Source organism: Sphaerisporangium flaviroseum (assembly GCF_039537005.1).
GTDB lineage: Bacteria > Actinomycetota > Actinomycetes > Streptosporangiales > Streptosporangiaceae > Sphaerisporangium > Sphaerisporangium flaviroseum.
Window position 1 is genome coordinate 317,282 of record NZ_BAAAZR010000038.1, and the last position, 14,580, is coordinate 331,861.

Below are 14,580 nucleotides of genomic sequence, written 5' to 3' on the forward strand. Positions count from 1 at the left end.
TCCTGCCGGTGGTCTTCCTGGGGGTGCTACCGCCCGCGTCTGCGGGCGGCCGAGGCTTCCAGACCGGAACGGCGGAGCTGCGCGCGTACCTGGCTGCCGCCGTCGGCGTTCGCGAACCCCGGTGCGGCACCGGAGGACAGGGCCTCGATGGTCGCGCCCAGCGCGGCCACGGTCGGCGCCTCGTAGAGGATGTGCGGCGGAAGCTCGTCCAGCTCGAACTCGCGGCGCAGCCCGGCCACGATCGTGACGCCGAGCAGCGAGTTCCCGCCGAGCTCGAAGAAGTTGTCCAGCACTCCGACCCGGTCGAGCCTGAGCGATTCACACCAGATCGCCGCGATCGCCTCTTCCATGGACCCCGACGGTTCCTGGTAGGGGGTGACCAGCTCGGGGCGTGGATGTCTCTCGCCGCCGCCCATGGCGGGCGAGGTGACCGCCTCCAGGTTGAACTGCGTGCTGCCGACGACCATCGTCGGGAAGTCCTGCGTGGACACCACCACCCTCGGCTCCCGGCAGGCCAGCGCGCGCAGCAGCGACCGCCAGCCGTCCTCGAAGCCGATGCCGACGCGGGCGCGGTTGTCCCTGAAGAACTTCTGCAACGCGTCGTCGTATCCGGCCAGGCCCTCCTCCCAGGCGTTCCAGGTCCACTCGCCCCAGTCGACCGAGAGCACCCGCCGGCCGGTGGCGGCGAGCCGGTAGGCGTAGCCGTCCAGGTAGGCGTTCGCGGAGCAGTAGTCGACCTGGCCGGGGCCGCCGCCGGTCGCGGAGGTGATCGAGGAGAACAGCACCAGGAAGTCCAGCTCGATCTCGCCGGGCTCGCCGATGCGCAGCGCCTCCGCGATCGCCAGCGTGCCGGCGATCTTGGGCGCCAGGACCGAGTCGAGCTCCTCCGGCCGCTTGAACTGCATCAACCCCATGGCCGGCACGCCTGCGGCGTGGAGCACGCCGTGCAGCGCCCCGAAGCGCTCCCTGGCCACCTCGACCGCGCGGCGCACGTCGTCCACGCTGCTCACGTCGCCGGTGACGATCTCGACCTCCGCCCCGAGCTGGAGGATCTCGCGGACCCTGGCGATCCGCTGCCGGGTGGCCTCGCCGACCGCCTCCGCGTCCGGTTCGCCGGCGAGGATGCCGGCCCAGGCCTCGCGCTCGGGGAGCCCGCGGCGGGCCAGCAGCACCAGCTTGGCCCGGCAGTCACGGGCGAGGCGTTCCGCCATGCCGAGCGCGATGCCGCCGAGCCCGCCGGTGATCAGGTAGACGCCGCCTTCCCTCAGCGCGCTGGTGTCCGCGGTGGCCGGCGTGGCCATGGTCTCGTACCCGGGCACCCAGCGGCGGCCGTGCCGCAGCGCCACCACCCGGTCGGTCAGGGGCCTGCCCAGCTCGGCCACCAGACCGGCGGTCACGGGCGCGCCCGCGTCCACCTCCAGGTCGACGAGCCGGGTGGCGACCCTCGGATACTCCAGGGGGATCACCATGCACGGCCCGAGCAGCGTCGCCCCGTCGGGGTTGGACACCTCGTCGCGCAGCACCTGCTGGGTGCCGGAGACGGCGACGTCCAGCGTCCAGCCGTCGGTGCCGGACTCGCCCGCCGCCCTGGCCAGCGCGACCAGCGTGTGCAGTCCGTACTGGACGGTGAGCCGACCGGGGGCCGCGTCGAGCGTCCACAGGTGCACCACCCGCTCCAAGGGCCGTCCGGTCTTGCGCATGTCGCGCAGCAGGGAGAGCGTGTCGGCCACGCTGCCCGGCCGGAGCGTGTAACCGTCGTCGGCGGCGGTGTACACCTCGCCCGGCCGTACCAGGGTGATGGTGACGCCGGTCGCGGCGACGGCGTCACGCAGTTCGGCGGCCACATCGTCCGCCGCGCCCTCGCGGGTGTAGACCAGCCACGATCCCGGTCGGCTCTCGCTCGGCGCCGGGGCCGAGGTCTGCCGCCACACCGGCAGGTACAGCCAGTCCTTCTCCGGCAGCTTGGGCAGGCTGGTGATCGCGTCGAAGAGGCTGGTGGGATCGGGGGCCTGACCGGGTGTCACCGCCAGGGCGCCCGACGGCCGCCGCTGCGCGCCACCCGCCGCCGGCTCGAGCCAGTACCGCTGCCGCTGGAACGGGTAGGTGGGCAGCGGGATCCGGCCGGGCAGCGCGGCCGGGTCGGCGACCTGGGCGTCCGGGTGCCGGTCGTGGTAGGTCACCCAGTCGATCTCGGTGCCGACCAGCCACAGCCGGGCCAGGCAGCCCGCGAGCACCGCGTCGTCGGGACGGCTGTCGCTCCCGCCGGGCAGCGCGTTCAGGATCAGCGGCCACCGCTGCGGCGGGCAGCCGGCGCCGCGCATCAGGGCGCCGAGGGACTGGCCCGGACCGATCTCCACCACGGCGAGCTCGGGATCGGCGAGCAGGGTGTCGATACCGGCCGCGAACCGCACCGTCCCGCACATGTGGCGGGCCCAGTAGCCGGGGTCGCACACCAGGTCGGCCTCGGCGAGCTTCCCGGTGAGGTTGGAGATGTACGGCAGCGCCGGAGGGTTGAGCCGCACGTTGGCCTTCACCCAGTCGGTGAGCTCGCCGCTCAGCGGGTCGAGCATCCGGGAGTGGAAGGCGTGCGTGGTCTCCAGCGGGCGGCAGGGGATCTCGCCGTGCCGCAGGTCCGCCACGAGCTGTTCCATCGGCCGCTCAGGACCGGCGACCACCGCCATCCGGGGGCCGTTGACCGCGGCGATGTCCAGCCCGCGCTCGTCGAGCCTGAATCCGCGGCGCAGCTCGTCGGCGGGCAGCGACACGGCCACCATCGAGCCCGCCGGCATCCCGGCGATCAGCTTGGCCCTGTGGGCCACCAGCGCCATGGCGTCCGGCAGCGACAGCACTCCGGCGAGGCACGCCGCGACGTACTCCCCGAGGCTGTACCCCAGCATGATCCGCGGCTGGACGCCCCAGGTCATCAAGGTTCGAGCCAGCGCATACTCCACGGCGAACAGCGCGGGCTGCACCACCTCCGTGCGCTCCAGGGCGGAGGCCCGCTCGGCGCCGCCGCCGGAGCCCCCGCGGCCGAGCAGCGCGGCGAGGTCCAGGCCCCCACCGCGCTCGCCGGTGAGCAGGTCGACCAGGTCCACGTCCCCAAGGGGCTCGCGCAGCAGCTCCAGGCACTCGTCAAGGGCGGCGCGGAACACCGGCTCCCGCCGGTAGAGCTCGGTGACCATCCCGGGGTACTGCTCGCCGACCCCGGCGAGCAGGAACGCCACCGGGCGGCCCTGGACGGTGTCGACCCGGGTCAGCACACCGGGTTCCTGCGAGCGCCCGCAGAACGCGGCGGCCGCCTCCTCGGTCGAGGTGGCGACGGTCGCCCGCCGGTGCTCGAACGTCTTGCGCCCCACCTGCAGGGTGAACGCGACGTCGTCGAGCCGGATGCCGGGCTCGGCGTCCAGGTGCTCCCCCAGGCGCAGGCACGCCTGGTCGGCGGCCGTCGTGTTCCGCGCCGAGATCGGAAGCACCTGGTGTCGGCGCGAGGACCCGGACTTCGGGGGGGCGGTCCGTACGGGGGCCTCCTCGACGACCATGTGGACGTTGGTGCCGCCCATGCCGAGCGAGTTGATGCCCGCGATCCTCGGCCGCCCTTCGCGCGTGTGCCATGGGGACAGCTCGGCGTTCACGTAGAACGGGCTGCTTTCGAAGTCGATCTCGGGGTTGGGGCTGGTGTAGTGCAGGCTGGGCGGGATCACCCGCTCCCGCAGCGCGAACGAGGTCTTGATGAGCCCGCTCGCCCCGGCCGCGCGGTCCAGGTGCCCGACGTTGGTCTTCACCGATCCGATCGGGCAGTACTGCTTGTCCTCGGTCGGGCCGAACGCGCGGGTCAGCGCCGCGACCTCGATCGGGTCCCCGAGCTCGGTGGCGGTGCCGTGCGCCTCGATGTAGCTGATGTCCTCGGCGGTGACGCCCGCGTCCGCCATCGCGTCGGCGATCACCCGCGCCTGGCCCACGACGCTCGGCGCGGTGTAGCCGACCTTGAGCGCGCCGTCGTTGTTCATCGCCGTGCCCCGGATCACCGCCCAGACGTGGTCGCCGTCGCGCAGCGCGTCGGAGAGCCGCTTGAGCACGACCACGGCGGCGCCGTCGCCGAACATGCTGCCGCGCGCCTGCGCGTCGAAGGTGCGCACGTGCCCGTCGGGCGACTCCATGCCGCCGGGCCCGAACCGGTGGCCGACCCGGTCGGGGACCCGGATCGACACGCCGCCGGCCAGCGCCAGCTCGCAGTCGCCGCTCCGCAGGCTCTGCACCGCCAGGTGCGCCGCGACCAGGGAGGTGGAGCAGAACGTCTGCACCGCCACGCTCGGCCCGTACAGGTCGAACAGGTAGGAGACCGTCGTGGTGAGGGCGTCCTTGTCGTTGCCCATGATGATCTCGTAGTGGCTGACGTCCTCGTCGTCGCTCAGCAGCCGCTCGCCCATCTGCAGCAGGTAGGTGCTGATGTTGGTGCCGCCGAAGACGCCGACCCGGCCACGGTGCTCCCGCGCCGCGTAGCCGGACTGCTCCAGCGCCTCCCAGCACACCTCCAGGAACGCCCGCTGCTGCGGGTCGGTGATCGCGGCCATCCGGGGGCTGATCCCGAAGAACGCGGCGTCGAACCCGCTGATGTCGTCGAGGACGGGCCGGGCCGGGACGTACGACGGGTCCCGGATCAGCTCAGGGTCGACCCCGGAGGCCAGCAACTCCTCCTCCGAGAAGAAGCTGATCGACTCGACGCCTTCCCGCAGGTTGCGCCAGAAGGCGCCGACGTCGGCCGCCCCGGGGAACCGCCCCGCCATGCCGACGATCGCGATGCGCCGGTCGTCCGCGGTCTCCGTCGCGGCCCGGTCCGGCCGCGGCGTCGCGGTGACGCGCGGGGCCGCCGCCACCGTGGCGGGGGCGGTCGAGGCCGGAGGCGCGGCGCCCTTCTCGTCCAGGATGCCCGCGAGCGTGTGCACCGTCGGCGCCTCGAAGAGCATCACGGTCGGGACCGCGATGCCGAAGCGCTTCTTCACCAGCGCCAGCATCTGCAGCGCGACCAGGGAGTCGCCGCCGAGGTCGAAGAAGTTGTCCCTGGTCCCGACCGGCTCGATGCCGAGCACGTCTGACCACAGCTCGGCCAGGACCCGCTCGGTCGCGGTCAGCGGCGGGCTGTAGGGCTGGGGAAGCTCGGGACGCGGGAACCGGGCGCCTCCCACCGGTGCCGGTTCGGCCGCGGCGCGCGGCAGCCGGTCGTCCAGGCCACCGGCCGCCACCACCAGGCTCGGCCCGGATGCCTCCAGGATCCGGTCGAGGGCCGCGAGGCCCTCCTCGGTGCTCATGGCGTGGGCGGCCATGGCCGCGCCGATCCCGCCCTCGATGCGCTCCAGGGTGCAGGACCAGGTGTCCCAGCTCACGGTCACCCACCGGGTCGGCGAACGGCCGTCCCGGTATTTGATGTGGCGGCGGTGGCCGATCGCGGTCAGCGCGGCGTTGGCCGCCGCGTAACCGCCGAAGGTGATGCCGCCGAGCAGCGACGACGTCGAGGAGAACAGGACGCAGAAGTCGGGCACCCGCGCGGGGCCGAGATCGTGGAGCACCTGGTCGAGGACGAGCGCGCCGGCCACTTTGGCGCCGAAGTGCCGGGAGACGGCCTCCGCGTCGAGGTCGTGGAGGGAGCGGAAGGTGTCCCGTCCCGTCTCCGCGGCGGCGTGGACGACGCCGTCGAGGCGGGCGTCGCCGGGCAGCGTGCCGGCGAGCATCGCACGCATCGCGCCGGCGTCGGTCACGTCGACCTTCGGGGTCAGGACCTCCGCGCCGAGCGCGCGCAGCCGCCGCACGCCCTCGTACCGCGAATCGCCCGGGGTGGGCGGCACGCCGCCGCGGCTGGTGAGGATGAGCCGGGCCGCGCCGGACCGCACCAGGTGCTCGGCCACGAGCAGGCCGACGTCGCCGAGCCCTCCGGTGACGAGGTACGTCCCGCCGGGCCGGATCCCCACGCCGGCGGGTGCTTCCGTCCGGTTCTGGTGACGGTCCTCGGTCCCGTCCTCGGGACGGTTCTGGGGACGGTCCTCGGGCCGCTTCTTGGACTGGTTCTGGGGACGGTTCTGGTCCGCGGGGACGTACCCGCGCACGTGGCGGCGGCCGTCCCGGTAGGCGGCGAGCACCTCGGCGGCCGGTCGCCGGACCTCGGCGGCCAGCGCACCGGCCGCCTCGGCGGCCGACGCGTGGATGTCCAGGTCGACGGCCTGGCAGTCGAGGTTGAGGTACTCCTGGTTGGCGACCAGAAGAAGCGTGGCGGCGGCGGCGTGGCCGGGCGAGGGGCTCTCGTCCTCGGTCAGCGCTTGGCCGCCCTGGGTGACCACGATGATCCTGGCGCTGCCGGCCCCGTCGCTGCCCCACGCGTCCAGCATCCGGGCGAGCGGGAGCACCGCCTGGCCGGGGTCGCGGCCGGTCCCTGCGCCGTCGAGCAGGCGGAGGTCCACCAGCGTCACCGGCCCGTCGGCGGCGAGCCGGCCCACCAGGGCGGCCCGGTCCGGCTCGGACCCGTAGTCGAGCAGATAGCCGCCGGGAACCTTGGTGAAGGCGTCGCCCGCCCGGACCGTCACCACGTCCGTGCCGCCGGAGCGTAGCGACTCGGCCAGCGCGTCGGCGACGCCCGTGGCGTCCGCCAGGAGCACGCACCGGGAGAGGATCCGGGTCTCGGCCGGCAACTCCGCGACCGTCCATCGGGGTGCCATCACCTGGACATGCGGGCCCTCGGGCCCCGGCGCGGCCGTGCCGGGGAGGCCGGTTGCGAGCCCCGGCGCCGAGCCGGGAAGGCCGGCTGCCTGCCCGGAGGCGGCGGAGGCCCGCGTGGCGTGCCCGGCCGGGGGGTCGACCCAGTACCGCTCCCGCTGGAAGGGGTAGCTCGGGAGCCCCACCTTGGCGACGGGGCGGTCCTTCTGGTAGCCGGCCCAGTCGACCGGAACACCGGCCAGCCACAACCGGCCGACCGCCTCGACGAGCACGCCGCCGGCCGGCCGCGGGTCGCCCGCGGCCGGTAGCGCGGGGACCACGAGGGGCCAGCGGTCGCGGGGGCAGTCGCGGTGGCCGCGTACCATCGCGCCGAGCGACTGCCCGGGGCCGATCTCCAGCAGCGCGAGGTCGCCCTGCTCCAGCAACGTGCCGAGCACCGCGTCGAACCGCACCGGGGAGCACATGTGCTCCGCCCAGTACGCCGGATCGGTGGCCTGCTCGGCGGTCACCAGCGTGCCGGTCACGTTGGAGATGTACGGGATCCGCGGCGCCACAGGCGAGAGGTTGGCGGCGATCCACTCGGTCAGTTCGGCCCGGATCGGCTCCATCATCCGCGAGTGGAACGCGTGGCCGGTGGCCAGCGCCCGGCAGGGCACCGCCTCGGACTCCAGGAAGGCCCTGGCCGCCTCCATCGCCTCCGGATCTCCGGCGATCACGGTGAGCTCGGGGCCGTTCACCGCGGCCACGTCCACCCCGGTGACGCCGGCCCGTTCGAGGCGCGCTCTCACGTCGGCCGCGGACAGCGGCACCGCGCCCATCGCGCCAGAGGGCAGCGTGTCGATCAGGCGCGCACGGTGGGCGACCAGTGCGAGCGCCGACTCAAGCGAGAGCACTCCGGCGAGACAGGCCGCGACGTACTCTCCCAGGCTGTATCCGGCCAGCACCGACGGCTCGATGCCCCAGGACCGTACGAGCCGCGCCAGCGCGTACTCCACGGCGAACAGCGCCGGGTGGAGCAGTCCGGTGGGCGTCGTGGCCGCCGTCGCGGGGTCGCGTCCGAGCAGGCGGCCGAGCCCGGCGGCGGCGTCGGCGGCCGGCCTCGGCCGCAGCATCTCGGCCAGCGGATCCGCCCCGCCCATCTGCCCGCGCAGCAGGGCGCGGCACTCCTCCAGCACCTCACGGAACACCGGCTCGCTCTCGTACAGGTCGGCGGCCATGCCCGGGTACTGCTCGCCGGTGCCCGCGACCAGGAACCCGACCGGCCGGTCCGCCCGGCTCTCGGAGCGCGACAGCACCCCGGTGTCCCGCATGGCGGTGACGGACTCCTCGACGGTGGCGGCCACCAGCATCCGGCGGTGGCCGAAGACCCGGCGTCCGGTCTGCAGGGTGTAGGCCACGTCGGCCAGGCGGTGCCCGCCGGCCGCGTCCGCCAGGTGGTCGGCGAGCCGTTCGGTCATCGCGTCCGCCGCGACCGCCGTTCGCGCGGACCACACCAGCAGTTCGGGCCGCGGCGCCGCCTCCGGCCGCGAGACCGCGGGCGCCTCCTCCAGCACCACGTGGGCGTTGGTGCCGCCGATGCCGAACGCGCTCACCCCGGCCCGGCGGGTCCGCCCGGCCTGCCGGGGCCATCTGCGCAGGTCGGTGACCACTTCAAGGCGGGCCTGGCCGGTGTCGAGCTGGGGGTTGGGGGTGGAGAGGTTGCGGGTGGGCGGGATCTCGTCGTGGCGCAGGGCCAGCGCCGCCTTGATCAGGTTGGTGACCCCCGCGGCCCGGTCGAGGTGGCCCACGTTGGTCTTGACGGAGCCGATCAGGCACGACTGGTCGCGGAACACCTGCTGGAGCGCGGCCAGTTCCGCGGCGTCGCCCAGCGCCGTGCCGGTGCCGTGAGCCTCGACGTAGTCGATGTCGGCGGCCGTCAGGTCCGCGCTGGCGAGCGCCTCGGCCATCACGGCGGCCTGACCCTGGACGCCGGGCGCGGTGAAGCCGACCTTCTTGCCGGCGTCGTTGTTCACCGCCCAGCCACGGATGACGGCGTAGATCTGGTCCCCGTCGGCCAGCGCGTCCTCCAGCCGGCGCAGCGCCACCACGCCGACGCCGCTGCCGAGCGGGCTGCCGAGGCCGCCCGCGTCGAACGCGCGGCACTCGCCGTCGGGGGGCGCGATGCCACCCTGCTGGTACAGGTAGCCGACGCGGTGCGGCACACCGACCGCCACACCCCCGGCCAGCGCCAGGTCCGACTCGAAGCTCGACAGGCTCGTGGCCGCGGCGCACACCGCGACCAGCGAGGTGGAGCAGTAACTCTGCACGCCGTAGCTGGGCCCCGACAGGCCGAGGGTGTGCGCGACCCGGGTGGTGAGCGAGTCCTTGTCGTTGGCGAGCCCGACCGCGAGCTCGCCCATGACGGCGCTGATCCCGCTCGGCACCAGGTTGTTCTGCAGGTAGGAGCTCCACGCACCGCCGCCGAACACGCCGATGGCGCCGTCGAAGCGGCCGGGGTCGCAGCCGGCGTCCTCCAGCGCCTCCCAGCTGTGCTCGAGGAACAGCCGCTGCTGTGGGTCGAGGATCTGTGCTTCCTTGGGGCTGAAGCCGAAGAAGCCCGCGTCGAACAGCTCGACCCCGTCGATCACGGCGCCGGCCTTCACGTAGCCCGGGTCCTGGAGCATCTCCTCGGCGACCCCGGCGGCCCGCAGCTCGTCGTCGGTGAACCGTGTGATGCCCGACAGGCCCGCCCGGATGTTGGCCCACAGTTCGGCGACGCCGGACGCCCCTGGGAACCGCCCCGACATCCCGACGATCGCTATGTCGGTGCCGGAGGTCTCCCCGGCGATATCGTCAGTCACGTCTTCAGTCCTCATTCCGGTTACTGGAACGGGCACGGCGCCGCCGCTGCCCCCGAGCCGAACTGGTGGTGAGCGCCTGCTGCTGCGCGGTGGCGGCGCCGTCGCCCGCGGCGCCCTCCAGCGCCGCGGCGAACTCGGCCACGGTCGGATGCTCGAAGAGCACCGCCGGCGCGATGGGCACGCCGAGCTCCTTCTCGATCGCCAGCACCATGGCCATGCCGACCAGGGAGTTCCCCCCGAGGTCGAAGAACGGGTCGTGGACGCCGACCTGGTCGATGCCCAGGTAGGCCCCCCAGACCTCTGCGATCTTGGCCTCCGGCTCGGTACGCGGGGCCACGAAGTCCGTGCGCAGCTGCGGCCTCGGGAACCGGTCGCCACGGGGGACCGCCCCGGCCGCGCCGACGAGCGCGTCGATGTCGAGCATGCCGGACCAGTGGTGCAGCACCTCGCGCAGCGGCTGGCGCACCGCGAGGACGTTGCCGTGCCCACCGGCCAGCAGCCGGTCGAGCAGCGCGCAGCCCGCCTCGTCGGCGAAGCCGTACCGCTCGCGATACGCGCTCACCCGCTCCGCCAGGCCACCGGATCCCTTGAGCGCCTGCGCCTGCCAGTCGTCGTGCCGCCACGGGCCCCAGGCGACCGAAAGGACCCGGGTCGACGGCGCCGACGCCGACAGCGCCTCGCCGTAGGCGTCGAGCACCGTGTTGGCCGCGCAGTAGTCGCCCTCGCCGATGCCGCCGTACGCCGTCACCGCCGAGGAGTACAGGACCACCACCTCGGGGCGCCGGCCGGCGGGCGTCTGCGGGCCCACCAGCTCCGCCAGTGGCCCCATCGCCAGGACCTTGGGGGCGAGCACCGCGCCGGCCTCCGCCACCGTCCTGCGCTGCGCCATCCCACCAGCGGGCATGCCCGCGGCGTGGATCACGCCGTGCAGCGCCCCGAAGCGCTCCCGGCACCGGCGCAGCGCGTCCCGAAGCTGGTCCGGCACCCCCACATCGGCGGTGAGCAGGAGCACCTCGGCCCCCGCCTCCTCCAGCTCGGCGACGTCACTCAGGCTGCGTGCCGCACGGCTGCCGGGCTCGGGCCGCGCGTCGCGCGGCAACGGGGTGCGGCCGACCAGCGCCAGGCGCCGTACTCCCGCGCGCACCAGGTGCCTGGCCAGTGCCATGCCCAGCCCGCGGGCGCCGCCGGTGATCAGGTAGACGCCGTCGGCACGCCATGGGTACCCGGTCTCGCGGTCGCCGGCCGGGATCTCCTCCCAGGCCTTCCGCCAGCGCCGTCCCCTGCGCCAGCCGACCAGCGTGTCGTGCCCGGCGAGCGCCTCTTCGTTCTCAGGCTCCCGGAGCAGCTCGTACGCGAGATGACCGGCCGCCCGCCGCCCGCCCGCTTCCGGGTCGAGGTCGACGCCGCTCCAGGTCAGCCCGGGGTACTCGTGCCGCACCGCCCGGCCGAGCCCGTGTACCGCCGCCTGGTGCGGGGCGGGCGCGTCGGCGCCGATGATCTCACCGGCGCCCTGGGTGACCGTCAGCAGCCGTACCCCCTGCCGTGCGGGCAGCTCGCCGAGCGACTGCACCGCGAGGAGCAGGCTGTCGAACCCGTGCCGGATCGCGCCGCGCAGTTCCGCGTCGTCGGCGTATCCCGGGATCTCGGCCGTGGCGAGCAGGCTCCACAGGTGCGCGATGTGCACCGGCCCCCGCTCCAGCGCGGCGATGGCGAAGACCTCGCCGTAGTGCTCGGGCACCGCCGGGTCGATGACGACGCGCCGGCCGTCGCGTCGCAGCTCGGTCCCCGCGACCACCTCCACCACGGGGGTGCCGGCGGCGGTCGCCTGGTCCGCGAGCGCCTCGCCGATGCCGCCGGCGTCGGAGAACACGACCAGCGGGCCGGGCAGGCGTACCGCGGAGGCGGCCGGCGGTATGGCGCGCGCCGCGTCCTGGCGCCAGGCCGGCGCGTAGCAGAAGTCGGCGGGCTGCGAGGGGCGCGACGCTCCCAGCATCGGCGCGACCTGGCCTTCCACCAGGTCCGGCCAGAACCGCGTCCGCTGGAACGGGTACACCGGGAGGCTGACGATCCGCGCCCCACCGGGGCGGGTACGCTCCCAGTCGACCTCGACGCCGAGCTCCCACAGCCGCCCGCAGGTCTCCAGCAGCTCGGTACGGGGATCCCGCCGCTCGCCCGCCGTCCACCGCGCGGGCAGCGTGCCGAGCACGGCGCCGCCGGAACCACGGGCAAGGTTCTGCCGCACCAGCCCGCCGAGGGTCTGCCCGGCGCCCAGCTCGACGAACACGTCGATCTCCTGCGCCACGCAGTGCCGCACGCTGTCGGCGAAGCGGACCGGGCTGACCAGCTGGTCCGCCCAGTACGAGGCGCTCGTGGCCTGTTCGGGGGTCAGCGGCGCGCCGGTCAGGTTCGAGACGATCGTGATGGACGGCGCGTGGCGCGGTACCGACTCCAGCAGCGCGGCGAGCTTCTCCCGCGCCGGCCGGAGCAGGGAGGAGTGGAAGGCGTGCGCGGAACGGAGCGGGCGGCAGGCGATGCCCTCACCGGTCAGCCGCTCGGCCACCGCCTCGATCTCCGAGGGGACGCCGCTGAGCACCGTCATCGACGGGCCGTTGAGCGCCGCGACGTCCACCCGGGTGCCGCCGCCCGCCAGCACGCCCCGGACCCGGTCCTCGCCTGCGGCGACCGCGATCATCTTCCCTGAGGGCGCCTCGCTGATGAGGTGCGCGCGCTCGGCCACCACCCGCAGCGCGTCCTCCAGCGAGAACACCCCGGCCAGGCAGGCGGCGACGTACTCGCCGAGGCTGTACCCGACCAGCGCGTCCGGTGTGACTCCCCAGTGCGCGAGCAGCTTCGCCAGCGCGTATTCGACCGTGAACATGAGCGGATGCGCGATCACGGCGTGGCTGAGGGGGTCGTCGGCCCGCTCCGGCCCGCCGTCGCCTCGGCCCAGCAGGGCCGCCAGGTCGCCGGGGGCCACGCGCTCGCCCGTAAGGTCGCCGGCCGGGAAGAACATCGGCCGCAGGTCCACTCCGCCTCGCAGGCCGGCCAGCTCGGCACACCGGTCGACCGCCTCGGCGTAGACCGGCTCGCTCTCGTACAGCTCCCGGCCGAGGCCAAGGTACTGGTCGCCGACCCCGGGGAGCAGGAACGCGACCCGGGGAGTGCCCTTCACCCGGTGCCCGCCGCCCTCGGTGGCCGCACGGCCCAGTTGCCGGATCGCGTCTTCGGCGCCGGCGCAGACCAGGACGCGCCGGTGGTCGTGCCGGCCGCGGCCGACCTGCAGCGTGTGCGCGACGTCGGCCGGCTCCAGCCCGGGCCGGTCGGTGAGCCAGGCCGCGAGGCGTCCCGCGTGCTCACGCAGCGCGGCGCCGCTCGACGCGGACAGCGGCAGCACCTGCGCCGAGGGGGCTCCGGGCCCTGCGGCAGGGAGCGCCACGGGCGGGGGCGCGGACTCCAGCACGATGTGCGCGTTGGTCCCCGACAGGCCGAACGAGCTGACGCCCGCGAGGTGAGGCGAGCCATCGCCGGTCAGCCGCATCGCGCGGGTGACCGGCCGCACGGTGCCGTCCTCGGGGATCGCCGCCGCCGGCTGCGACAGGTTCAGGTTCGGCGGGATCAGCTCGTTCTCCAGGATCAGGACCGTCTTGATCAGTCCGGCGACGCCCGCCGCGGCCTGGGTGTGGCCGATGCCGGTCTTCACCGCGCCGACCCTCAGCGGCCGCTCGGGCGAGCGCCCGCCGAAGACGTCGTGCAGCGCGGACAGCTCGATCGCGTCGCCCAGGTGGGTGCCGGAGCCGTGCGCCTCCACGTACGCGACCTCGTCGGCTGCCACGCCGGCGGCGTCGAGCGCCTTGCCGATCACGTCGACCTGCGCACTTCGGCTGGGCGCGGTGAGCCCGTTGCTGCGACCGTCCTGGTTCACCGCCGAGCCGCGCAGCACCGCTCGGATCCGGCGGCCGTTGCGGATCGCCTTGGACAGCGGTTCCAGCACCACGACGCCGCCGCCCTCGCCCATGACGTAGCCGTCGGCGTTGGCGTCGAAGGTCTTGCACTTGCCGTCCGCGCAGAGCATCGAGCCCGCGCAGGCCTGGATGAAGTTGGTCGGGTGCAGGGTCAGCGACACGCCGGCCGCGAGCGCGAGATCGCATTCGCCTCGCCGGAGGCTCTCCGCCGCCAGGTGGACCGCGATCAGCGAGGAGGAGCACGCCGTGTCGATCGTGAGCGTCGGACCGCAGAGGTTGAGCTGGTAGGCGATGCGCCCGGCGGCGACGCTCGCGGCCGAACCCTGGCCGAGGTAGGGATCGGCGAGGGCGTCCATGCCCTGCCGTTCGAGCTGCAGGCGGCCATATTGGAGGCTGTCCATGTAGCCGACCATCACGCCGGTCCGGGATCCGGCGATCCGCGACGGCGAGGTGCCCGCGTCCTCCAGCCCTTCCCAGGCCAGTTCCAGCAGCAGGCGCTGATGGGGATCCATCCGCAGCGCCTCCCGGGGCGAGAGCCCGAAGAACTCCGCGTCCCAGCCGGCGATGTCGGGCAGGAAGGCGCCGTGCCGGGTGTACATGCCACCGGCGGCCTGGGGGTCGGGGTCGTAGTAGTCGTCGATGTTCCACCGGGACGGCGGCACCTCGCTCACCGCGCTCCGGCCGTCCCGCAGCAGCTCCCAGAAACCCTCGACCGTCTCACCACCGCCCGGGTAGCGGCAGGCCATGCCGATGATCGCGACGGGCTCATGACGGCGGTCCTCGACCTCGGCAAGGCGGCGGCGTGTCTGCGTCAGCTCGACGGTCACACGCTTGAGGTAGTCGCGGAGCTTTTCCTCGGTCCCCATGGGTCGGGCCTTTCCGATAGCGGGAGTCATGGGTCAGAGTTCGTTGTCGATGAGCGCGAAGATCTCCTCATCGGAGGCGTAATCGAGCTTCTCCACCACGCCGTCCGCGCCATGCGCGCCATGCGCGCCGGTATCGGTGAGGCCGGCCAGACCGCTCTGCAGGATGGCGACGAGCTTGGCCCGCAGGGCGTCGCCCTCGCCGTTGAGGCT

Annotated in this window: 2 protein-coding genes; both read right to left on the reverse strand. The window is 74.2% G+C overall.

From position 1 onward, the window contains the following. Positions 1-26: 26 nt before the first annotated feature. The gene (locus tag ABD810_RS33440) at positions 27-9,542 is read right to left on the reverse strand and encodes a beta-ketoacyl synthase N-terminal-like domain-containing protein (RefSeq protein WP_344950082.1); all 9,516 of its coding nucleotides are present in this window, start codon (positions 9,540-9,542) and stop codon (positions 27-29) included. Positions 9,543-9,546: 4 nt separating this feature from the next. Then, positions 9,547-14,370: an SDR family NAD(P)-dependent oxidoreductase gene (locus ABD810_RS33445; RefSeq protein ID WP_344950085.1), complete on the reverse strand. Its 4,824-nt coding sequence runs from the start codon at positions 14,368-14,370 to the stop codon at positions 9,547-9,549. Positions 14,371-14,580 lie beyond the last annotated feature (210 nt).

Coding starts and splice junctions, on each gene's coding strand:
- ABD810_RS33445 (WP_344950085.1), bottom strand. CDS start 14,370: ATGGGGACCGAGGAAAAGCTCCGCGACTACCTCAAGCGTGTGACCGTC.